This window comes from Streptomyces sp. NPDC031132 (assembly GCF_055570595.1).
In genome coordinates, this window is record NZ_JBVIGX010000015.1 from 38,428 (window position 1) to 61,411 (window position 22,984).

General features: G+C 70.3%; 16 protein-coding genes and 3 pseudogenes. 7 read left to right on the plus strand and 12 right to left on the minus strand.

Going from position 1 to position 22,984, the window contains the following annotated elements; genetic code table 11:
• Positions 1-445 precede the first annotated feature (445 nt).
• The 3 genes and pseudogenes from ACZ49B_RS22850 to ACZ49B_RS22860 all read left to right on the plus strand — a co-directional run.
• A complete protein-coding gene (locus ACZ49B_RS22850; RefSeq protein ID WP_468308782.1) occupies positions 446-1,147 on the plus strand; it encodes an ABC transporter ATP-binding protein in 702 nt (233 codons plus the stop codon).
• Positions 1,144-3,327: a hypothetical protein gene (locus ACZ49B_RS22855; protein WP_468308785.1), complete on the plus strand. Its 2,184-nt coding sequence runs from the start codon at positions 1,144-1,146 to the stop codon at positions 3,325-3,327. The genes ACZ49B_RS22850 and ACZ49B_RS22855 overlap by 4 nt, the downstream gene beginning before the upstream one ends.
• Before the next feature lie 87 nt (positions 3,328-3,414).
• Positions 3,415-3,855, plus strand: a pseudogene (locus ACZ49B_RS22860) (serine hydrolase domain-containing protein); the annotation flags it as partial.
• Between the two features lie 213 nt (positions 3,856-4,068).
• Here the strand turns inward: ACZ49B_RS22860 and ACZ49B_RS22865 are convergent.
• From ACZ49B_RS22865 to ACZ49B_RS22895, 7 genes are all read right to left on the minus strand, one after another.
• Entirely contained in the window at positions 4,069-4,383 is a 315-nt protein-coding gene (locus ACZ49B_RS22865; RefSeq protein WP_468308787.1) for a hypothetical protein, read from the minus strand.
• A 112-nt stretch (positions 4,384-4,495) separates the two neighbouring features.
• A complete protein-coding gene (locus ACZ49B_RS22870) occupies positions 4,496-4,756 on the minus strand; it encodes a hypothetical protein (RefSeq protein ID WP_468308788.1) in 261 nt (86 codons plus the stop codon).
• A gap of 570 nt (positions 4,757-5,326) precedes the next feature.
• Entirely contained in the window at positions 5,327-6,136 is an 810-nt protein-coding gene (locus ACZ49B_RS22875; RefSeq protein ID WP_468308791.1) for a hypothetical protein, read from the minus strand.
• A 1,052-nt stretch (positions 6,137-7,188) separates the two neighbouring features.
• Positions 7,189-8,049 (minus strand): helix-turn-helix domain-containing protein, encoded by an 861-nt coding sequence (locus ACZ49B_RS22880; RefSeq protein WP_468308793.1) that lies wholly within the window; start codon positions 8,047-8,049, stop codon positions 7,189-7,191.
• Between the two features lie 550 nt (positions 8,050-8,599).
• A complete protein-coding gene (locus ACZ49B_RS22885) occupies positions 8,600-9,322 on the minus strand; it encodes a hypothetical protein (RefSeq protein WP_468308795.1) in 723 nt (240 codons plus the stop codon).
• Between the two features lie 836 nt (positions 9,323-10,158).
• Entirely contained in the window at positions 10,159-10,692 is a 534-nt protein-coding gene (locus tag ACZ49B_RS22890) for a hypothetical protein (protein WP_468308798.1), read from the minus strand.
• Between the two features lie 358 nt (positions 10,693-11,050).
• On the minus strand, positions 11,051-11,677 hold the full coding sequence (locus ACZ49B_RS22895) for a hypothetical protein (RefSeq protein ID WP_468308801.1): 627 nt from the start codon (positions 11,675-11,677) through the stop codon (positions 11,051-11,053).
• Positions 11,678-12,260: 583 nt separating this feature from the next.
• Here ACZ49B_RS22895 and ACZ49B_RS22900 point away from each other — a divergent pair.
• A pseudogene (locus tag ACZ49B_RS22900) lies at positions 12,261-13,366 on the plus strand (hypothetical protein).
• A 29-nt stretch (positions 13,367-13,395) separates the two neighbouring features.
• Here ACZ49B_RS22900 and ACZ49B_RS22905 read toward each other — a convergent pair.
• Positions 13,396-13,560 carry a hypothetical protein gene (locus ACZ49B_RS22905; RefSeq protein ID WP_468308804.1) on the minus strand — a complete coding sequence of 55 codons (165 nt, stop codon included), beginning with the start codon at positions 13,558-13,560 and terminating at the stop codon, positions 13,396-13,398.
• Between the two features lie 497 nt (positions 13,561-14,057).
• On the opposite strand from ACZ49B_RS22905, the gene ACZ49B_RS22910 reads away from it, so the two are divergent.
• Together ACZ49B_RS22910 and ACZ49B_RS22915 are read left to right on the plus strand one after the other, a co-directional pair.
• Complete coding sequence (locus tag ACZ49B_RS22910; protein WP_468308805.1) at positions 14,058-14,684, plus strand: TetR/AcrR family transcriptional regulator; 627 nt, start codon at positions 14,058-14,060, stop codon at positions 14,682-14,684.
• Positions 14,681-16,012: pseudogene (locus ACZ49B_RS22915) on the plus strand (MFS transporter); the annotation flags it as partial. The gene ACZ49B_RS22910 and the pseudogene ACZ49B_RS22915, both read left to right, overlap by 4 nt.
• On the opposite strand, the gene ACZ49B_RS22920 reads toward ACZ49B_RS22915, so the two are convergent.
• A complete protein-coding gene (locus ACZ49B_RS22920; RefSeq protein ID WP_468308807.1) occupies positions 15,995-16,903 on the minus strand; it encodes a LysR family transcriptional regulator in 909 nt (302 codons plus the stop codon). The pseudogene ACZ49B_RS22915 and the gene ACZ49B_RS22920 sit on opposite strands and share 18 nt — an antisense overlap.
• A gap of 189 nt (positions 16,904-17,092) precedes the next feature.
• On the opposite strand from ACZ49B_RS22920, the gene ACZ49B_RS22925 reads away from it, so the two are divergent.
• Entirely contained in the window at positions 17,093-17,668 is a 576-nt protein-coding gene (locus ACZ49B_RS22925) for a DUF6817 domain-containing protein (RefSeq protein WP_468308810.1), read from the plus strand.
• Positions 17,669-17,681: 13 nt separating this feature from the next.
• Here the strand turns inward: ACZ49B_RS22925 and ACZ49B_RS22930 are convergent, their stop codons facing one another.
• The 3 genes from ACZ49B_RS22930 to ACZ49B_RS22940 all read right to left on the minus strand — a co-directional run bounded on the left by ACZ49B_RS22930 (position 17,682) and on the right by ACZ49B_RS22940 (position 22,964).
• Entirely contained in the window at positions 17,682-20,891 is a 3,210-nt protein-coding gene (locus ACZ49B_RS22930) for a TIM-barrel domain-containing protein (protein ID WP_468308813.1), read from the minus strand.
• A 153-nt stretch (positions 20,892-21,044) separates the two neighbouring features.
• Positions 21,045-22,262, minus strand: coding sequence for a cytochrome P450 (locus ACZ49B_RS22935; RefSeq protein WP_468308816.1), 1,218 nt, complete (start codon positions 22,260-22,262; stop codon positions 21,045-21,047).
• 93 nt (positions 22,263-22,355) lie between these two features.
• Entirely contained in the window at positions 22,356-22,964 is a 609-nt protein-coding gene (locus tag ACZ49B_RS22940; protein WP_468308819.1) for a TetR/AcrR family transcriptional regulator, read from the minus strand.
• Positions 22,965-22,984: the final 20 nt, after the last annotated feature.

The following is a 22,984-nucleotide window of genomic DNA, read 5'->3' on the forward strand; positions in this document are numbered from 1 at the left end:
TTCACTTCATTCCACAGGGGGAGCGTGTGCGGTACAGGAAAACGGCTGCGCGGATCGCAGTAGTGCTCGGCGCGGCAGCAATCTTAGGTAGTTCGCCCGCCATGGCGGTCGACATCCACTCTTACAAGGATGGCGCGGTTCACGCCTACTCGTACGGTACGAACACCCGATCTGCGGTGAGCGACACCAAGGAAGACGGTCACTCGGTCTACGCCGAATACGGACGTCAGGCCGAGTCCGGGCGGTACAGACTCCACAACAAGAGTGGAGAGGGCACGACCGCGACCAGTGGTGCCGGCTCGGCGGTGTGGTACCTGCGAGGGTGCATCTCCCTGTCATGGGAACCCGACCGCTGCGACATCGATCGAACCTGATCACCGCACGGAACGTTGAGTGGGGTTACCGGTGCCGGTAACCCCACTGCCCTTTCAGTAAGTAGGGAAGCATGGGAAAGCACGGCGTGTCGGATACGGCGCGGGGATCCACTGCACTGGAGCTGAGCTCGCTGCGGTACGCCATCGGCGGTAGAACCCTGTTCGAAAGCCTTGACCTTCGGCTGCCGGTGGGTGAGTCCGTCGCCGTGATGGGCCCCAGTGGCAGCGGAAAGAGCACGCTGATTTCGTGCGCCCTCGGGCTGGTGGCACCACAGGGCGTCGTGAGGGTGGCGGGCACCGACATCACGCGGATGCGGCGGCGGGAGTTGGCGCGGCATCGCGGAGCCCACACAGGGGTGGTGTTCCAGTTCGGCGAGCTTCTGCCGGAACTGACGCCGGTGGAGAACGTGGCACTGGCGGGCCTTCTCTCCGGCGCCTCGCGCAGCGACGCCTACGAGGACGCGGAGAAGCTGCTTGCGGAACTGGGCGTCCCCGGCGCCGAGCGCACCACCGGGACCCTGTCGGGCGGCGAGCGCCAGCGCACGGCGGTGGCCCGCGCGCTGATCAACAAACCGGCACTGCTGCTTGCGGACGAGCCGACAGGCGCGTTGGACGATGCGAACCGCAACAGTGTCGCGGACATGTTGTTCCAAGTGCCGAGCCGGTGGGAGTGCGGTCTGTTGGTCGTCACCCATGACGAGCAGGTGGCGAGCCGAGCCGATCGCGTTCTGCATCTCGTCGACGGCCGGTTGCAGGCGAGGAGGACGTCATGAGCCGAGGACGGCGCGCGCCCTTGTGGTGGCAGCTGTTGCGGATCGGAACAGCTGCAGGCCGCGAGGCTTCGGCCGGACGAGCCCGGTTCGTCGCGCTCAGCTGTGCCACGCTGGCGGTTGGCCTCGTCCTCTCCGCGCTCACACTGATCTTCGCCGCGTATGAGGGACGCGATCTGCGCGATGCGGCCCGTTCACCACGGCACGCTTCGGAGAACGCCAAGGCGGAGGCGCCACTGCTGTACCGGCCCACATTCGACGTGGTGGAAAACCTGCAGTTCCAGGTCGTCTATCTGGTGCCGCTGCGTGACGATGCCCCCTTGCCCCCTGGTGTCTCTGCGTGGCCGCAGCCGGGCCAGGCGATCCTTTCGCCGGCACTACTCGCTGCGGGCCGGGACGAAGGCATCACGACCCGCTACGGCGCCCTGGCCGGCACGATCGGGGAAGAGGGGTTGGCGAGCCCGCGTGAGCGGTTCGCGTACGTCCGGCCGGCCCTGCCCCCGGGCGACACCGACAGGATGTGGCCGGTCACCGGCTTCGGTACGCCGTCCCCTTCCGGCATCGGCGAGGGGCTGTTCGTCAAACCTCTCTACCTGCTGCTCGGCATTGCCGTCTTCATGGGGGCGATTCCCGCTGCTGCCCTGTCCGTTTCCGCCGCGCGGGCCGGATCGGACGCCCGCGATCAGCGCACGGCACTGCTGGGGGCATTGGGGGGCGGCTGGCGGGTCCGCGCCCTCATCAACATGGGCGAGGCTGCTCTTCCGGTGGCTGCGGGAGCACTCGCCGGCATGGCCGCGAGCCTGTGGGTTCTGTCCCGTGACACCGGACTGCCATGGGTGGGATACACCCTCTCGGTGGCCGATGCGCGCCGGTGGGGCTGGGCCCTGCTGGGCGCCCCGCTCCTGGCTGCCGGTCTCGTTCTGCTGTGCGTTGTTCTCGCGCATCCGCCGCAGGACAGACGCCAGGGCGTACGGCCTCGTCTCGTGCGGACCCGCCTGCCCCGGTGGTGGCCTTACCTCTGCCCGTTCATGGTGTTCATCGCGGTACGGGGTCCCGGACTGGCCCCGAATCCGCCGATGCGCCTCCTGATCTACGTGATCGGTGTGAGCGGCACGATTCTCACCCTGCCCTCGCTGATCGGCCTCGCGGCGGTGGCGGCCGGGCACGGCCTGGCCTCCCTGGGGCGCCGTACCGGCCGGTCAGGCGCCCTCGTCTCCGGGCGCTGGGCGGCTGCCTGGCCCGGTGCGACCGTCCGGCTCACCGCCGGTGTGGTCATCGCGTTCGTCCTCGTCGGGCAGACGCAGTTGTGGGTCACCCGCAACACCGGGCCGGCAGTGCAGGCACAGCAGACGGTCAAGCGCGTGGGGACCGGTGCAGTCCTGGTGGAGCTACGAGATGACAAGCCGGTTCCACGTGCGTTCCTCGATGCCCTGCCCCCGGGTGTGGAAGCCGTGCGGTTGAACGTCGACCAGGTCAAGGCCACTGCCGAACTCAACGGCCCGTGCGAGGCGCTGCAACGTCTTTCCCTCCCCTGCACGCCGGAACCGGCAGCCGTTGAGCTGCGCAGTGCGGACGTGCGGGTCAAGGAGCTCTACAGCTGGGACACGCCCGGCCAGGGCCTGTTCGCCCGGCAGACCCCGACGCCGAAGGGGTCCGTCATCGTGCTGGTGGGCCTTCCGGAACAGCAGATCTCGGTGCCCGCGGTGAAGGAGGCCGCCAACCGGCATCTCGGCATTGCGGTGCCGGTTGAGACCATCGCCGGCTCCTGGCTGAACGCAGCGAACATGGACAGCCGCCAAGGGCTGTGGGTGCTACTGTTCGGCGCTTTCGCAGTCGTCGTCATCGCGGTCTCCATCGTCGTGTCGAACCTGGCGGAATTCGTCCGCTTCAGCCGCCAGATCACCGCGCTGAGCGTGCTCTCCGGCAACCGGACCGTCTACCTCAGCACCTCGTTCTTCACCCTGTTCATCCCGTTGTCGGTCGCGTCCCTGATCGGCATGGCCACCCACTATTGGCTGGCCACACCCATGACGACCGGCGCCTATTCTGACGGCGCATCCCACTCCTGGCCGGTCCTGACCGCCGTACTCGGCACCACGCTCGCCATGGCGCTGCTCGTGTGGCTGTGGGGCGCCTACGGCGCGGTGCGCTTGACGCACCGGTGGCGTCCGACAGCTGATTGATCACCGATTTACCCACCACCCCGTGCCCCCTGCATGGAGCCGTCGGCGACGAACTGTGGGCTTTGGCCCTGCGCCCTGTTGGGTTCCCCCGCCGATGCCCCTTGCTGCGCCCCCACCGAATACGACGAAGCCACCAGTGCTCACCTCAAGGGCAGAGCCCATGACTTCTCCGCCCGTCTCCTCGGCGGCGCCTGCGGCATCGCCGACACCTTCTCCTTCCTCGACGACCTCGCCCTCTTCCTCCGCCATACGCTCGCCCTCGTCCAGGGAGCTTTCGGCCCCACCACCTGGATCAAGGACTCCCTCCGCATCCACACCCCCGACACCGAGGCCCACCAGGACATTTGGGTCCACCACGGCTTCACGGGCACCGGCATGTGGATCAGCCCGGTCGAAGGCCGCTGGGCCGTCCTTCTCACCAACAAGCTCCGCATCAACCGAGACCGCGAACCCCTCACCGGGATCCGCAACGCGTTCCGTGCTGCTGCGATGCCTCCCTGTAGGGCTAACCCTCTTCGTGGGCGTTGATACGGCCCTCACCGCGACGGGGGGCAGCTGCTCGAAGGGAGATTCACCCGGCAGTCCATCGCCGCCTGAGCCGACGATGACGCGAAGGCCGCCGTTCTTATCGCGAGGCGCCTCGCCTGGCCGTGCCGATCCGATCGCGGGAGAGCGGGGCTGCGGTGTGCCCCGTTGCGGCCCACGTGTGCCTAGGGAGGGTGGGCCGCACGGTGCGGTGGGTCATCGGCTGCCGGCGATCCATCGTTGGACGGCTGCGTTGGTGATGGCGTCGAGGGCGGAGACGGCGTCGATGGCGTGAAGGTCTCCGGCGAGCGGTGGGATGCCGGCCGCGGTCAGCGCGGCGTGCAGGTCGAGGCGCCGGTGGTGTGCTGCGCTGATGCGGCTGAGAGGCGGCTCCGCCGCGTCCAGGGTCGGCACGGAGCTTTGGAGGCGAGTGTCCTCCTCGTCCTCGAGTCCCCGGACGCCGGGGAAGCGGTAGGGGTCGAGCGCCCCCTGCGGTTTCGGTGTGTGCGAGGCAGCTCGCCACGTGTTCATGCAAGGACCTCCTGGAGTCTGCCTGTCGGCGGTGAAGTTGCGGTGGGGCTGTACGGGAGCGGCGCGGTGGGGAGCGAACCGGATGCCTCCGGGCGCGGCGGGGAGCAGGTGCTCACGTCCGCTGCTGCTGCAGGGCCATGGCACCCGCGGCGACCACCTCGGCGAGCTGGTTGGCGACCGCGACGCTGCATCCGCCGAGCCGGACGAACCCGCGGCAGCCCAGGGGTCCGTCGTTGGCCAGGGAGGGGAGGACCAGCCCTGCGAGCGCGAGGGCCGCCTCGAGATGGGCGACGGCCTCCTGGCCTGTCTGGTAGGCGGCGTCCTGCAGTCGCTTGTACTGGATTCGCTCAGCGTAGGAGGGCTCGTACGCCATTGTTGCTGTCCTCTCTCAATAGGCCAGGGGAGGTGCGGTGTGGAATGCGGGGGTCGTGATGCTTCAGTGGCTCGCGAGCCCGTTCGGTCCGGGGCGGCGGGGCGGGACGGGCCGTCGGACAGGTGGCAGCGGAGTCCGGGCAACCGAGATGGGCTCCGAGCTGCGGTAAGTCAGGTGGCGGGGCCGGCTTCGCGTGCACGGGGGGTGGTCGAAGGCTGTTGTGCCGAGATTGCGGACCGCCCGTGACTTATCGGATTCGATTGTCGTTCCTCAGGTGTAAACGATCACTCAGTCGGGCTTCGGGAAGGACCACGTGCTCCATGCGGTCAGCGGCTGTCACGCCTTCGCCTCCGGCGCCGTATGCGGCGGCGCCGGCTCTGCCTTCGGCGGCGCGGCCACGACTGACGCAGCAGACTCCGGCCCGGCCCGCCCAAACGGTCGCCCCCTCCGCCAGGGCGTCGTGGCGGCCCTCACCGCCCTCGACCGCACCCGGCGACCGTCCGCCGGGCCCAGAACTCCTTCGCACGGGCGGCGGACCGACCAAGGCCAGGGACTTCCAGGACGTGACCGTCATGCCCCGTAGTGGAATTTGGGGGCCGGGGAGGACCTGGAGTTGCGGTGCCGTGGCGTCGGTTGACGGGGCGGTCGGGTGAGAGTGATCTGGCGGACGAGCTGTTGGAAGCAGGCGAGCGCCGCAATGGCGGGAAGCGTCGCCGCGGCCTCGGCGGCGAACGTCCTCGGCGCCTGGGCCACGCACAGGAGCGTGGCCAGCGTGGAGAACAGCAGGACGATGGACCAGGAGTGGATGGCGCGGCGCTGGTGCAGGGCCGCCCTGAGGATGGACAGGGAGGCGACCATCCAGGGTCCGTAGATCAGCAGCGGCCACCAGCTGACCACGTCGTGGGCGGTGCGGGGCGAGGCACTGTGCCGAAGGGCGTCGCAGATGGCAAGGCCGCTGAGGACGCTCACGACGGCGGCGATGAGTCCGACCAACACGGCCGTGCACAGGCTGCCCGTTCGCAACAGCGCCACTGCCGAGGCCTTCGCTTTGACGGCCCGGCGGTGCCCCCCGGCCGCTGCTGCCTCCGGTAGCCCGACGACGCCCGGCAATCCGGCTGCCAGCCCGGTGGTGCTCACCATGTCGCCGGCTTCGTCGAAGCCGCCCCGATCGAAGGGCTCCGCCTGGCCGGCGGCCATGCTCCCCTGAAGGAGACAGGCGAGCTCCTCCGCCGGATCCCATGTGCTGTTCCCCTGGGCCACTCCGAACGGCGAGTGCCCCGTGGCGATGTGCTGTTCGGGATCCGGTACGGGCCGAAAGATGCGGGCGTCCGGCTGGGTGGGGAAGCCGTTCCAGTCGTGATGACCGTACGGTTCATACACGGGGGCCCTGCCTCACTTGGCCGTCGGTGCACATTCCGGATGTCTCGGACGTCCCGGATGCAGCCACGTCTTGCGACCGTCGGTTGAACTCGTGATGGATCGTGCTGATCACCTTCAGGAAATCCTCAAAGATCGAGGACGAGTAATTCAGCTCGATTTTCCGACCTTCATGCTGCAGAGTCGCGTTCTCGCCCTGGGTGCGGTCCGCTGAAGCCGGTGTGAATGTCCACTTACCCATCTGGGAGGCCCCTGGGCCCACAGGGAGAACTTCCTCTTCCGTATGCCGACGGAAGATTGCATCGAAGCTTGCTGTTGTCATAGTCCAACCAACGCTTCCGACGCCGGGCGGGGTATGAGCTATGCGGGTGATGATGGTGGTGCGAACGAGTGGTGGCCGTTTCCGTTCATCATTTATGCACTCGCGCCGAACCCGTCAGGACCGCCTCGCGCGTCTCGCCTGCGATGCATCGTCTCAGCTCAGGTGGGTTACGGTGCGGTCGTGGGCGGGCCGGCGGGCCGTCGGGCCGTCACGCTTCCACCCGGCCTGCCGGCATGCCGGGATGCCGGGATGCCGCGACGCCGGACTGCCGGCGGTAATCGGTAATTATTACCATCGGACGGAGTGCTGCACATGGCTGCAATGCGACGGCGGGGCATAACTCTGCATATGCCGCTGCGTTATGTCGAGATGTTGCCGAGGGCTCGACCACGGGCCCCGCTGTGCGAATCCGTCACCCCAAAGGACCCGCTGTGACAGACGTGTTGATGAGGCTTGTGCTGATCTGTGCCGTACTAGGTGCGTTCTGGAGCGCATTGGCATCGTCGGGGGTGGGCCGAATGCGGCAAAGGGACATCCTCGAACTGAAGCGCCAGCAACACTTCAGGTACGTCCTGGCCCGGAATGCGAATGCGCCCTGGCTCCCCCACCAGGAAGACCCGGCGGCTGCCGCGCCGACGCAGGAAACCGTCGCCGGTGCGCCGTGTACTGCCTGCGGAGCCCTGTCCGGTTGGGAAGGCGGTATTCCTGGCTGAGTGCCGTCGCGGCCCACCGCTTACGAGGATCGGGTGTGGAGCCGGATGGTGTCGTGGATGAACCGGCGGCTCTGTTCGAGGCTGAGTGCCTGTGCTTGGAGGTGGTCGTACATGAGGTGGTAGGGCTGTCGGTCCACGGGCTTCTCCAGGTAGAGGTCGCTGGTGAAGCGCTCCAAATACACGACTCCCGCGTCGCTGTCGCGGAACGTGAGGATGGAGAACTGCCCCGAGGCGCCGGGGTGGGCTCCTGCGGTGTGCGGGAGGACCTGCACGGTGATGTGCGGCTGGGCGCCCAGGCGGTTCAGGTGTTCGAGCTGTTCGCGCATGACGTCGGCGGCGCCGACGGCGCGATGTAATGCCGATTCGTCCAGAACAACCCATAAACGGAAGGGGCGGGCGGGGTGGTGGGCGCGATGCTGGCGCCGTAACCGCACCTCCAGTCGGGTGGCGGCTTGCTCGGCCGTGATGTGAGGGTTCGTTTCCTCAATGACCGCCGCGGCGTAGGCGGGGGTCTGCAGCAGGCCCGGGATCACCAGCGGCTCGTACGAGTGGATGGAGGCGGCCTCCGTCTCCATCCCGATGAACACGCTGTAGGGGACGTCCCCGTAGGCGACCCACCAGCCCTGCCGGCCGGACTCCTTCGCCATCCGCATCAACGAGGCGACGAGCGACTGGTCGGTGACCTCGTAGAGCTCACACAGATCACGCACGTCACGCGGGTTGATGGCGCGACGTCCCGTCTCCAAAAGGCTGATCTTGGACTGGGACACCAGGAGCCGACCCGCCACCTGTTGGGACGTCATACCTGCGGCACGACGCATCTGGCGAAGTTCCGCGCCCAGGCGGCGTCTTCTGACGGTGGGGCTTCCGTTCGCCGCCATCAGCGGTACTACCTCCAACTACAGGAACTCACGCAGAAATACACAACCCTAAGCACGCGGCAAAGGCATTCTGCATACCCGAACCGACAAGGAGCACATCCAGACAACGAAGATCACCTGTCCGGCCCAAAGGGCACCTGCGGCAGTAACACCCCGGTGCCAGGCGGCCCGACGGGCCGCGCCAAGCACCGTCGGACGTCCGGGGACCGTCCCGCCCGCAGCCTCTGTGAGGCGAGCTGTGCCCCGAAAGGCGGCGGCGTTCCCGCCGCGCTGCGGGCGTCTTGCCGAGCGGCATCGATCCAGGTGGCGGCAGCCCGTCGCGAACCACCTCGAAGCCTCTGCCCGCGGGCCGCCGGGGCCGCACCCCTGTACACGAGTTGCGGGTTCCGGCTCACGTTCCGTGGAGCCTGCACGCTGAGTGCCGGTTGCAGTCGAGCCCTTGGATCGATTGCCGGCCCTGGGAGCGAGGGGTCCGTTGGACGGACTTGGCTTCCAGGTGTCGCGCTATCAGCCACACCGTACCCGGCATGGAGATCGAGATGATGGATCGTCAGAGATGGTGCACGGTGGCCGCACTGTCCGACCAAAGCCAGTTCACGGGCGCGTACTGTTTCTTCAGCGCGGTGCGCTCACGCCCGTAGCCCTTCAGCGCGGCCTCCACCGCCACCGCCAGGTCGTCCAGGTCTTGCGGCACTGGCACCCGCAGCAGCAGGTGCTGCTTGCGATGTGCGAGGAGCAGCTCCCCTGCGGGTGTGCACTCCAACAAGGCGAAGTGGACGAGAGGTTTGAAGGGCTTCTCCGCAGTGGACATCCGGGCGCGCAGCACCCCGTCGGCACTCCACGCGTACATGCCGTAGCGGTTGAGATGGAAGGCACGGGCGCGATGCGGGTCGGCAACGACGGTGAAGTCGAAGCCGGTGAACGGGCTGTCCTCGCGCAGGTGCAAGCCTCCCAGTCGGCCGCGCAACACCCCGCGGTCGTCGACGAGGGCGAAACTGAACTCCTGCCCCCGGTTGGTCGAACGGTAGGTCTTCCCGAAGACCGGGACGACGAACAGGTCATCGCCGAGCGCTGCCGGGCGGCTCATCCTGGAGTCGAGGTAGCCGTAGAGGCTGCCGCTGGTCCCGGTGAGCTCCGACAGGGCCTCGGTCAACGAGGGCGAGGGCCGGTTGCCGCGCCCCACCGGCTCGTCGCCGTACCGCACGTGCGCGTACGAGTCGGCGTCGCTCTGGCGGTCGGTGCGCGCGTCCAGGGTCGCGATGGCGCGCAGCACGGGCTTGCGGCCTGGGCCGAGTGGTGTGCCGGGTTCGGAAACGGCGACGATGTTGGGATGGGCACGGCCCAGTTGCTGAGCCCGTACTCGGAGGTCATGCACAGCAGCCGACCCGCGGGGGTGACGGCGATCGACGCGGCGAACGGGTCGTCCCCGGGGCCCTGCTGCTTTCCCCAGCCCCAGGGCATCGGCCAAGAGGCGCGGACCTCGTCCAGGCCCGGGGACAGGAGATGGGTGCTGCCGGGCTTGGAGCTGAGGGCGACCGCGCCGTCCGGGAGGACGGCCAAGGTCGCCACGTCGCCCTCCGGGATGGCCGACGGGCTACCGCCTGGCACCGCCTGTCCGAACACGGCGGTGGCTGTGGGCTTTCCGTCGGAGCCGTGGCGGGTGATCAGCTGGTAGCCGAAATCCTGCTCGGCGGGGTCGGCCGAGCCGACCGCATGCGCGCGGTAGCGGCGCAGGCCGGTGAGGACGTAGGTGTCGCCGGCTGCCGTCGCGACCGCGTGATCGACCCTGAGCCCCCATCCGTCGGCTTCGGGGTCGAGCTGGTGGACGTCCAGCAGGGACGCGGGCGCGGTGATCGGCAGCAATTTCATAGCACATCCTCTCCCCCGCCAGCGACAATCGTCACTCAGAGTGCATGCTCTACGGAAAGCAGGCCAGAACCCGTTCTCGCGTACAAAGCCACACCGCCGAGGTTCAGCGGCTGAACGTGCCGGGGCTGACGCAGACGATCGCCCAGGAGTACCGAAAGGCCGGAGCCGGCTGAGACCGGGGATGCGCGAAGGCCCCACCTGTTGCGGTGGGGCCTTCGTCGTTCGATCTGCGGGCGCGTCCTACGACAGTTTCTGCGCCGCGGTCTTGTACTCCTCGGCTTGGGCGGGCGTGAGGTAGTGGCTGACCCGGATGAGATGGACGCCGTGGACGTAGTCGTACTCGGTGAGGCTGGGAAGGGCCTTGGTGGCGGCCTGGATGTAGGTGGCGCGGGCCTGGGCTTCGGTGTTGCTGGCGAAGGTTTCGATGGCACCGCCGAGTTGTACGTCGCCGGGCTCGAGGCCCTGGGCGTCTGCCGGTTTGATGCGACTGTCCCCGAACGTGATCTTCGACGTGTACTGGCCGGGCCGGCCCAAGAGGTGGTTGGGGTCGTTGTCCGCGGTAACCGGAGTGCCACCGGTCGCGGAGGGTACGGCCGCCGCGATCTTCTTGAACGCGGTCGCAGCATCGGCGGCGGGCTGCGCTGCGGAGGACGAGGTTGCCGCGGTGGGCGGCGCCGGCTGGGGTTTGCTGTCGTTGCTGCTGGGGCTCGAGCAGGCGGCGGCCAGCAGGGCGGTACCGACTGTGAGCGCGGCGAGGCGCGTGGTGCGGGTCATGAGTCCCACAGGGTGTCTGCCGCGGGAGGGCCCCGTTCGCGGTGTTGCTGACTCGTGACCTTGAGGTTCGAGCTGGGGGCCGTTGGCGTATGGCCCGTTGGCGGGTGATGACACGTCGATGCCCCTGCCTCTCGGCAGGGGCATCGCGCTGGTCTTCGGCCGACAGTCCGTCCCGCCCCTGGACCTTGCCGGCTATCGGGCGACCGCTCCCTTGTGTCGCCCTCCGCAGGTCAGGCGCCGCACCGACCCGGATCCTCACCCCAGCCATGGCCTTTACGGAACGGCAGCCAGGGTGCCGGAAAATGATGGTGCGTCAGCCGAGTGAGCGTCGAGGTGGAGCGTTGGGGACAGCTGGCAATCAGTCGTGCGGCGATTCGTCGGCAGCCGACCGACGCCCCCCGATGGAGGCGACCAATGCGTCTGCCACGAGCGCCGCATCGGCGTCTGCAACATCTGCCGGGTATTCCGGCAGCAGATCGTCCCAGACGGGCATCCATGATCCGTACAGCTGCGTCTGTCCCTCGGGCCGGGCGAAGAACCAGATGTGCAGGTGTGCGCCTCCATCTCCGATGCGGTAGACGTGGGCTCGCGAAATGTGTGGCAGGGCCTGCACGTGGCGGACGATGTGCGTGGACAGGACGCCCAACTCGGCTGCCAGCTCATCGGGCAGGTCGGCCATGTCATAGTGCTCAAGAGGATGCAGCATGAGCACCAGCGGCACACCAACTCCCGTGATCCGGGTGAGCCGCCAACTGTCGTTGAACCAGATCCCAACGCCTCCGTCACGGCACGCCCCGCAGTTCGACGGGTCCTCGCCGTGTCGCGGAGGCTCGGGCAGAACCGGAGGGCGCAGCGGCGCGACGCGCAATCCGTCCGGCTCGAACGGGCTGATGTCCCACCCTGTCATGCGCGCGAGCGGGAGCCGACGCTCCCCGTCGGCAGCGGCAAGCGCGTGGTCGTAGAACTCGTCAGGTCGCAAAGCCATGATCCGAAGACTAGTTCGCCATCGACACCCAATGAGGACCGGGGTGACCTGACTTGACCCCTGTGCGGGGCAGAGCACGAACCTGGTTGTGGATGACCTGCAGATTCACGAAATCGCGGCCAGAGCCGAACTCACAGATCCTCATCGCTTTCACCGAAACCGGCAAACCCGGCGCATCCACCTGCATGCCACACCCCTGCAGGGCTGCGCCCATCCTGCTCGCCGGCCTTGGTGGGAGCGCACCACCGTCCTCGCCCGGTGAAGCCTCGGCCACAGAAGGTGCGCCCAACCGATAGCCGCAGGCGCAACCCGGTGTACGGGCGCTACTCCGCACCATAGACGGCCCCAGCCACTGTGCTGCCTTTGACGATGCACGGCCACAACGCGCTCGCCACCGTCCCTCACAGCCCAGTTGACGACACGGGTACCGGAGCGCGGCGCAGGTCGCAGCCAACCCCATGGAGCCTGACGGGTGGATTCGAGACACCGTGGCGGTGCACCGTCCCCCACAGGGATGAAAAACACGTTGGCCGGTCCGCCGCGGAGCTGCGACGATGCCCTCTGTTTCTCTAGCGGAGGACGTTTGTTCGTTTTCGTGTGTGCTGGGTGCGGCGCCAGGCTGACCATCCCGCTGTCCCAGGTGGAGCTGCCGGCTCACGCCCATCAGAAGTACGGGAACGGGATTCAGCTCCCGGTGCTCATGGAGTCAGGCACGTTCGCCGTGGAACCGGAGCCGTGGGGGCCGCCGTGGCGGAGGTGGCAGGATACCGATCCAGACGAGGCGGCGGCCCGCGGCATCCACGCTCCGGTCTACGCCTTGTCCGACGGCCCACCCGGCACGATCGTCATCGCGCCCGGGGATGCCCCCGGCACCGTGCTCGTCCCGGAGGAAGGCGGCGGCTACTGCTGCGGCCTCGACTGGGGCGACGGCCCCAACATGGCCTGCGAGGCGTGCGGTCTGCCCGTGGCAAGCCGGATCGACGACTGCTCACTCTGGCAGGCGGTCTGGCTCGTGCCGGATGCCGTGCACCGCCTGCCCGTCGACGACGCCGACACCACACCCCTCTCCTGGGCAGAAGTGTTGGAGGAGGGGAAAGCCACGCCCCCGATCGCGCCGATCACCAGGTGGGGCTCGCTGCTCGGGCTGAACCACTGGTGGTCATGGAGCCCTCAGTGGGAAGCGGCAGCCGGCCGGGCGCTGGCCCACCTGCTGGCAGCCTCGGACGGCCGGACGGTGACTGTCCCACAAGGCCTGATCGCGCAAGTGTTCCAACGCGCCCTCGACGCCCTGCTACCCGCGGTCCAGCCGGCGCGGCGCGCCGTCCTTGCCGGACCCGGACTACCCGCCCCCGCCACGGACGCCGACATGGTCCTCGTACCGACTCACCCACAGACGGGGGAACCCTGGAGGCCCGCCGGCCCGGCCGCATCGGCATACCCGGTGCCGCTGCCGTTCGGGGTGTGGATGTGGATGGCCTTTCCCGAGCCACACCTACACCTACCCGCGTCGGGGACCATGCCCGACGGCGTTCTCCGCGACGACCCGCCCGCGCCGCGCCCCCACCACTGTTCCGGGCCGACCCGGGGACCTTCCAGCACACGCTGGTCCGGTTGCCGGCCGTCCGCAGCCCGTGGCTTCGCGAGATCCGCGAAAACCTCACCCACCACATGCGCGCCGGCCTCTTCTAGCCGACCGACAGGGGCATCGGTACTCACTCTCAGGAACTGCCGCAATCGAACAGCATCGGGCAGTGGTGCCTTCCGGAATGGTGGTCGTCCGACTTTTGTACGCGGACAAGAGTCGGGGCGGCTGCGGGCTCCCCCGAGCTCAGCATCCGCCGGATCTCGTCGGGCAGTTCCAGCAGCACCAGCTGGTTCGTCACCCACGACGGCGAGCGCCCCAGCCGCTCCGCCGCCCCGGACTTGGCGCCGTGCTCACGGCCTTCCTCCTCCGCGCAGGTGTCGACCGGCTACTGCAGTCAGGCCACAGCCGCAGGTACGCGCTCCTGCTGGCCACGACGCACGCGGAGAGCCGCGCCTGCCGCAGCTCCTCGCCGAAGTTGCGGCGCGCGTTGTGGGGCGTGGCAGAGATCTGCTCCAAGGGGACTCGGAGCGGTTCGTGCGTCGGCACGTCGCCCTGGGCGACGGGCGTGGCGGGCCGGCCGCGGTTGCTGCGGCCGCCGGTGTGGCGGGCGTTGCTGACGGCAGCGGCGGTTCCGAGGGGATCGCTCTTGCTCATGCCGCGATCCTCCGGACGATCTCGCGCACCGCTTCCGCCTGCTCGCAGGGGCAGCTTGACGGGAACGGCCTCCTTTTGCTCCTTCAGGTCGGAGATGAAAGTGATGACGGGCAGCGTCCACTCGTATAGTAGACACTGTCTATGGAACAGCACAGCCCACTCCGGGAACGTCTGATCGACGTCGGCGTCGACCTCGTCATGACCGAGGGCACCACCGCGCTCGGCCTGCGCGAGATCGCCCGCCGCGCCGGGGTGTCGCACGGCGCGCCCCGGCGCTACTTCCCCACCCACCACTCCCTGCTCTCGGCGATCGCCCGGCGCGGATTCGCCGACCTCGGCGGCCGGTTCGCGGCGGCGACCGCCGGCGCGTCCTCGCCGCGCGAGCAGGTGCGGGCCCTCGGGTGTGCCTACGTCGGCTACGCGCTGGAGCACCGCGGGATGTTCGAGCTGATGTTCCGCCACGAACTGCTCGACAGCAAGGGACAGGAGGGCGCCGGGCAGGAGGAGCCCGGGCAGCAGCAGCCGCGGCTGCGTGAGTCCACCCTGCCCCTGTTCCGCCTGCTCGTCGGGCTCGTCTCCCGCTGCCGGGCCGGCGGGGACCCCGAGGTCAGCGCCGCCGCCCTGTGGGCCAACCTGCACGGCGTGGCCCAGTTGTGGGCCTGGGGCAGCCTGCCCCTCGTCCTCGGCGACCCGGCCGGCCACCCGGCCGGCGTCGAACGGCTCGTCGACGCCGCCCTCGACGCCCACCTCGGGGCGGTCCCCGCATGACCCGCCCCAGGCAGCGGATCGCGCTCCTCGTCAGCGTCGGCGGCGCGATGCTCGTCGCCCTCGACGGCACCGTCCTCAGCGTGGCGCAGCCCCGCCTGCGCCACGACCTCGGGGCGGGCGTGGCCCAGGTCCAGTGGACCAGCACCGCCTACCTCCTCGCCGTGGCCGCCTTCCTGGTCATCGCCGGCCGCCTCGGCGACCGGTACGGGCATCCGCGGCTGCTCCTCATCGGCGTGCTCGGCTTCGCCGCGACCTCCGCCGGGATCGCGCTCGCGCCCGGCATCGGCTGGGTCATCGCCCTGCGCGCCGCCCAGGGCGTGTGCGGTGCCCTGCTGCAACCGGCGACCCTCGCCCTGCTGCGCCTCGCGTACCCGCCCGACCGGCTCTCCACCCCGGTGGCCGTCCGGACCAGTGCCATCGGGGTGGCCGCCGCGGCCGGTCCGCTGCTCGGGGGCGTGCTGGTCGCGCAGTCCGGCTGGCGTTCCGTGTTCGTGCTGAACGTGCCGATCGCCCTCGCGATCGCCGCGCTCACCCTCGTCGTACGGGTGCCCGCGCCGCCCCGGACCGCATCACAGGGCTCCGGGTCGGACCGGCCCGCGCTGACCGGGGCGGCCCTGCTGGCAGCAGCCCTCGCCGTACTCGTCCATGCGCTGGCCGGCGTACCCGCCCACGGCTGGACCGCGCCGACGACGCTGCTCGGGCTCGGCGGGGCCGTGGCCCTCGCGGCAGTGCTCGTACGGTACGAACGGCGGGCCGCGCAGCCCCTCGTACCGCGCGCCGTGGCGCGGTCCCGGCCGGTCGCGGCCTCGATGGCGCTGCTGCTGGCCGTCTCCGGCGGCATGTTCGGGGCGCTGTTCGTGGCGACGTTCCTGCTCCAGGACGTACGGGGGCTCGACCCGCTCGCCACCGGCCTGCTGGTGCTCCCGCTCACCGCCAGCATGGTCGCGGGCGCGCCACTGGCCGGGATGGCGCTGCGCCGGTACGGGCCGCGCCGCACCGCGCTCACCGGTACGGGCCTGGTCGTGCTCGGGGTCGGCGGGCTGGGCGCGTGGTCCGGCCCGGCGGTCATGGCGGCCTTCGCGGTGCTCGGCGCCGGGTTCGCCGCCGTCATGGTGACCGCCACCGGCACAGTGGTCGGGGACGCCCCGGCCGGGTACGCGGGGGTCGTCGGCGGGCTGAAGCAGACGGCGATGAACGTCGGTCCGACCCTGGGCATCGCCGTCGCCGCGGGAGGGGGCGCGGGCGCGGGGGCCGCACCGACCGCCCTGTTCGTACTGGCGGCGCTGGCCGCCGTGGGACTGCTGCCGGCCTCACTGCTGCCGCGCGGCGCGCGCCGTGCAGCTGCGGGCGACGTCGTCGGCGAAGACACGGGCCAGCGGCGACAAGGACGCCCAGCGGCGGACGGCCCAGCCGACCGCGAGCGGCGGCAGAGCCGGGACCGGGACGAGGCGCAGCGGGCCCTCTGATCCGGGGACCCGCCAGCCGGGCAGGGCGGGCACGACGGCGTGGCCGAGGCCCAGCTCGGCCAGCAGCAGGGCGGTGTCCCAGTCGGCCACGCTGGTGTCGGACCGTATCCGGATGCCGGATTCCGCGAAGGCGGCGTCGAGGTGGGCGCGGGACGCGGAGTTCTCCGGGAGCCGGATGTGGCGGATGCCGGCGAGGTCGGCCGGCTCGATGCGGGGCCGGGTGGCGAGGGGGTCGTCGGCGCAGACGGCGAGCACCCAGGGCAGCTCCATCACCGGGCGCTGTTCGATGCCGCGTACGGACCTGCCGATGGTGATCCAGGCGAGGTCCAGGTCGTCGGCGGCGAGCGCGTCGAAGCAGCTGCGGCTGGAGTTCTCGGTCTGGAACTCGAGGCTGACCTGGGGGTGTCGGCGCCGGAAGTCGACGACGGCCTCGGACATGAAGTGCCGTACGGTCGTCGCGCCCGTGGTGATGCGCACCGAGCCGGTGTCCCCGCGGACGAGGTCGTCGAGGCGGCGCAGGGCGCCGTCGAGCCCGGCGATGCCGTCGGCGGCGGCCGCCTGGAGGATGCGCCCGGCCTCGGTGGGGACGACGCCGCGGGCGTGCCGCTCCAGCAGATCGGTGCCGGTCTGCTTCTCGAGGCGGCGGACGTGCTGGCTGACGGCCGACTGCGTGCAGCCGAGGTCGCGGGCGACGGCGCTGAGACTGCCGGCCCGGCAGACGGCCACGAAGACGCGGAGATCGTCGAGAGTCATGGGATCCAAGCTACAGCTTGGGACTTGATAGAAATTCAGAGGATTGACTTGGGTTTACGGCTCGACCATGATCAATGCAGGGCCCAGGGCGGCAACCCGTCCCCGCCTGCACCACGGTCCGGACCTGGCGCAGGCGGGGACGGGTGTCGACCCACACCATTCGTTCAGGCGCGAGGAAGGACCACGCCCATGCCTGTACCGGCACGCCCCGGCGGGACGGAGGAGCGCGCGCTCACGTTGCTGCGCGAGCTGGGCGCCGGGCACCTCGACCACCCCGGCGGCACCCTGCTCGCGCATCTGGAACGCGTACAGGCGCAGCTCGGGGCGTGGGGTGCCCGCCCCGCGCTCCGACTCGCGGGCCTGTGCCACGCGTTCTACGGTACGGACGGCTTCGCCACCGCCCTGCTGCCGGTCGACCGGCGGGCCGCGCTCGCGGCGGTGATCGGGGCGGAGGCCGAGGAGATCGTCTACTTCTACGCCAGTTGCGACCGCGCCGCCTCCTATCCGACGCTTGCCGCCGACGAGGAGGGCGCGGCCTCGTTCCGCGACCGGTTCACCGGTCAGGTGTACTCCCCCGACCGCCGGTCGCGGCGGGATTTCGCCGAACTGTCCGCCGCGAACGAACTGGACCTCGCGCGGATCGACCCCGTGTTCCGTGCGGCCCACGGGCCCGGCCTCCTCGCGCTGTTCACCCGCCTGGGGGGCCTGTTGACCGAGCCGGCCCGGCGGGACTGCCGGGCCGTGCTCGGCGGAGCCGCGCCCTGAGCCGTGAGCGGCGTCAGGGCGTGAAGGCCCAGCGTTGGGCCGGGCTGTTGTCGCAGGCGGTGCGGGTGAGTGCGGTGCCGTTCGCGGTGCCGGCGCCGACCGGGGCCAGGCACTGGCCGAGCGTACGGAGGCTGCCGTCCGGCCCCGGCTGCCAGGTCTGGCCGGTGGCTGCGCCGCACGTCTGTACGGTGATCCGGGAGGCGCTCGTACCGTCGAGGCAGACCCCGCCCAGGCCGGTGACGTGGCCGTCGGCCGTGAGGCTCCAACGCTGGTTGGGGCCGCCGTGGCAGGTGTACAGGGTGGGTTCGGTGCCGGGCGCGGTCGCGCTGTGCGGCAGGTCGGCGCAGCGGGCGGAGGCTGCGTTCACGAGGGTGGCGTCGGCGGGGAGCGGGGCGGCGCGCCCGGTGAGGCTGATCTCGGCGGCGCTGGTCCAGGGGCCGCGGCCGCCGGCTTCGGTCAGGGCCCTGAGGCGGAGGTAGCGGCCGGTCTTCGCCGACAGGGACGCGGACTTGGCGGCGGCGGTGTCGGCGAAGGTGCCGGTCGCCACCGGGGACCCCCAGTCGGTGGTGGTGTCGGAGACGTACACCTCGTAGCCGCCGATCCGGCCGTTGACCCCGCCGTCCTGGCGGGGCAGGTAGCCGAGGCCGTCGACCGCGTAGCGGGCACCGAGGTCGATGCGGATCTCGTGCGGGAGCGCGGCCGGGGTGCCGGAGGACCAGGCGGTGTGCCAGATCGTGGCCGGCTTGCCGTCGAAGGCGTTCGCGGCCGCACCGTTCTCGGCGGCGGTCTCCTGGCTGTCGGCGGAGACCAGGGTCCACGCCGACTGCGGGATCGGGGCGGAGGTCGCCGGGACCGGGTCGGCCGCCGGGACGGAGGTGCCGGTGGCCGTGATGCCGAACGCGCCCGACTTCGTACCGGTCTTGAGCCACAGGATGCCGCCGCGGTCGGCGGGGTCGAAGTACCAGCCGGACGCGGCCGCGTCGTAGCCGGCCTTGGACGTCTGGCGGCCCAGGGCGCTGCCGTCCGCCGTCACCGTGCCCGGTGCGGAGGCCACGTGGAGGGTGAACTCGTAGCCGCGCGCGGCCGGTTTGCCGGTGTAGGTGCCGGTGGGGGCGCCGACGGAGACGCTGACCGTGCCGGAGCCGGAGGCCGGCGCCGTGACGTCCACCTGCTGGCGGGCGTACGCGCCGGACTGGTGGGCGCGGGTGAGCCCGTCGTCCTCGTAGAGGCTGAAGGAGGAGTTGCCGCGCGGGTGGATGTCGTAGGTGAGGGTGGAGACGGGCTTCTCGCCCGTGTGGTTCATCTGCGGCCACATCGGCACGATCGCCCCGCCCTTGACGAAGAGCGGCAGGGTGTCGAGCGGCGCCTGGTAGTTGTTGAGCCAGCCCGGGCCGGCGTACGTCTTGCCGGTCCAGTAGTCCGTCCAGGTCCCGGCGGGCAGGTAGATGCCGTCGCGGACGGAGGTGTCGGAGACGACGGGCGCGACGAGGAAGGAGTCTCCGGCCATGAACTGGCCGCTGGTGAGGTTGCCGCGGGCCACCGGGTCGTCCGGGTACTCCAGGACCAGGGCGCGGGTGCTCGGCACACCGCTCTCGTGCGCGGTGCGGCTCATGGTGTACAGGTACGGCATCAGCCGCATCTTGAGCTGCAGGTACTTGCGGTTGATGGAGAGGTACGGCTCGGCGAAGCGCCAGGGCTGCTTGTCCTGGTAGCCGGCGGACGGGTTGGTCGCGCCCCAGCCCGACATGGTCATGAAGGCGGGGGTGAAGGCCTTCCACTGGAGGTCGCGCGTGTACGTCTTGGGGCTGCCGCCGAAGATCCCGTCGATGTCGCCGGAGGCGTAGTTGAGGCCGGACAGGCCGGCGCCGGCAATGGCGGGGACGTGCCAGCGCATGTCGTCCCAGGTGCCGTTGGTGTCGCCGGTCCAGACGACGGCGTTGCGCTGGGTGCCGGCCCAGCCGTCGACGGTCCAGACGTAGCGGCGGGCGTCCGAGTTCTTCTCGATGCCGTCGACGGCCTGCTGCACTCCGGTGAAGGCGGTCTTGTAGCCGCCACCGATCCAGGCGACGTCCGTCTTCACGCCGCGGCTTCCCGCGGCGGCGACCTCGTCGGCGATGGAGCCGAGGCCGGTGGAGGTCCACAGTCCGGTCTGGAAGCCCTTGGCCTTCAGGGCGTCGACCGTCGATTTGAGCGGGGCGGTGTAGCCGCAGCCGTAGCCGTCGTTGGGAAGGAACCAGCCCGAGGGCATGTCGGCAGCGCGGGCGTCGGAGGCGTAGCCGACCACGTCGGGGGTGGTCTGGTGGCGCAGACGGTTGTGGTCGCCCTGGTAATCGGGGTTGGAGGCGTTGAAACAGTCGGCGTTGCCGAGTTCCAGGCCCCACATCGGGGCCATGAACGGCTTTCCGCTGACGTCGGTGTACGCGTCCAGTACGGATTTCAGCGAATCGCCGGTGAAGTACCAGGCGTCGAAGCGCTTCTCGTCGTGGGTGAGGGTGGTGGGGGCGTTGAAACCGTACGAGCCCGGAGCCCAGGTGTTGCGCATGACGCCGTAGCCGTTGGTGGACATGTAGAAGGGGGCGGGGCTGGCGTTGTTGTTCTCGCGCCATTTGTTGTCGACGGCCACGGGGACGGTCTTGCCGCGTAGCGCCCATTCGCCCAGGCGCAGGCCGGTGCCGTAGAACTGCTCGTCGGCGCCGCGGGCCAGGTACTGGGTGGTCTGGGTGCCGGTCCAGGAGGTGGGCTGGGTCTCCTGCCAGACCAGGGTGGAATTGTCGGCGCGGTAGACGGAGAACTGCAGGGGCGTCTTGTTGACGCGGATGTTCAGGGCTCCGGTGGTGATCCGGTAGTACGCGCCCGCGTCGGTGAGGGTGGTGTCCACGGAGCCGAAGTCGGTGGTCGGGGCGAGGTCCGAGCCGGCCGGGTCGTTGGTGAACGCGCCGTCGGGAGACAGCCAGACACGGAAGATGTCGGCGCGGGCGACGACCACGCGGGCCTTCGCACCGGCGGTCGTGGTGACGGTGAAGGTGTTCCCGGACCGGGTGAGGCCGGTGGCGTTGCCTGCCGTGGCGGGGGCCGGGGCCGCGGCGGCCGGCGAGGTCATCGGCCCGGCGGCGGCCAGGCCGGCGACGGCGAGGGCACCGGCGAGCATCGCGGCGAGGGGCGCGCGCCGCCGCTTCACCCTTTTGCGGGTGTGGATGCGCCTGGGGATGCTGATGAGTCTCATGGGGCAGCTCCTCGTGCGGTCCGGATTGCGGACACACCGCTTTGGCATGCGCCTGGCAAGATAGCGGCCCACGGAGATCACTTGAAGGATGCTGCTCGAAGTAGTCTTCAATCAAGCATCTTTGAGCATCCTTCAGATGGCCGAGACATGGCGTCAGCCGAAGCGGACGGGGAGGTGCTTGATGCCGTTGATGAAGTCGGAGCGCAGGCGGCGAACCTCGCCCGTCAGGCCGAAACCGGGGTGGCGGGCCAGGAGTTCGCGGATCAGGGCCTTGATCTGGGTGCGGGCCAGGCCGGCGCCCAGGCAGAAGTGGGGACCGCCGCCGCCGAAGGTGAGGTGCTCGTTCGGGGCGCGGCGGATGTCGAAGACGAAGGGGTCGGGGAAGACGTCCTCGTCGCGGTTGGCGGAGGTGTAGTACGTGACCACCTTCTGCCCCGCGGCGATCGCGCGGCCGCGCAGGACGGTGTCCCGGGTGGCGGTGCGGCGGAAGTTGTGGATCGAGCCACCCCAGCGCAGGAACTCCTCCGTGGCCGAGGTCCACAGCGCCTCGTCCTGTGGGGACGCCGCCAACTCGGCTCGGGCCGCGGGGTGTTCGATCAGGGCCAGCAGCGTGGCCGAGAGCAGGTTGCGGGTGGTCTCGTTGCCCGCCACGCACAGCAGGACGAAGAACATGTCGATCTCGTCCGGGGTGAGCCGGTCGCCGTCGACCTCGGCGTGGACCAGCGTCGAGAGGATGTCCTCGCGGGGGCGGGCCCGCCGCTCGGCGGCGAGGGCGTCGCAGTAGGCGTAGATCTCGGCGGCGGCCAGATCGCTGTCGTGTTTGCCCGCCGAGAGCTCCGGATCCTGGCCGCCGGCCATCCGGTTGCTCCAGTCGAAGATCAGCCGCTCGTCGCCGGGCGGTACGCCGACCATCTCGCAGATCGTCTGGATCGGCAGCCAGGCGGCCACCTCGGAGACGAAGTCCATGTCGCGGCCGGGCACCACCGCGCTCTCCACCAGTGTGGCGGCCCGCTCGCCGATCCGGGCGGCCAGCCGGCGTACGACGCGGGGCGTGAAGCCCGCGCTGACCAGGGAGCGGTAGCGCGAGTGGCGCGGGGCGTCCATGCCGAGCAGGACCAGGCGCAGGGTCTGCAGGGACTCGGGGCTCTGGTCGCGGATCATGAAGGAGCCGAGCTCGGTGGACCACAGCTCGGGGTCGCGGCTGACGGCCTTGACGTCGGCGTGCCGCGTGACGGCGTAGAAGCCCTGGTGGGGGCCGGGCACCTCGTGCCAGTGCACGGGGTCCTCCCGGCGCAGCCGGGTGAACTGCGCGTGGGGGACCTCGCGGGCCCAGGTGTCTTCCAGGAGGTCCGTCTCGCCGGTGGGGATCACGGTCGGTCCACTTCCCTTCGGTTCGTTTCCGGCCTTCAGTTCGCTTCCGACCTTCGGTTGTTTCCGGCCTTCGGTTCGTTTCCGGCCTTCGGTTCATTTCAAGATGGCGCGGAGGGCTTCCACGACCAGGGCGTCGGGGATGCCCTGCGGGTCGAGCCGGTGCTGCATGGCGAGGCCGAGGAGGACACCGAGGACGAGGGCTCCGGTCTCCTCCGGCGGCCGGGTGAGCGGGGTTCCGGTCGCCGCGGCCCAGTCGGCGAGGCCCTCGCCGAGCTGGGCGCGGATCTCGGCGTAGCGCTGGGCGAGCTGGGTTCCGATGAGCGGGCCGCGGGCCCCGTGCAGCCACAGTTCTGCTTCCAGGAGCAGCCAGGAGTCCCCGCGGTCGGGGTGCGGGCGGGTGAGGCTGCCCCACATGGCGGAGAAGTGCACGGCGGGGTCCGCCGGGTCGGAGCTGCCCGCGATCTCGGCGGTGAGTTCCTCGGCGGTGCGTTCCTTCCAGACCTCGAGGAGGGCCAGCAACAGGCCCTCCTTGCCGCCGAAGTGGCTGTAGAGGGCGCCGGTGGTACGGCCGGCCGCGTCGGCGACCGCCTCGGCCGAGACGGCGTGGAAGCCCTTGCGCGCGAAGAGTTCGGCGGCCGCGTCGATGAGGCGGGTGCGGGTCTCGGACTTCCGCTGGGCCTGGGGGGTGCGGTCGGGTGCCATGGGGCTGCCTCCGGCGAGCA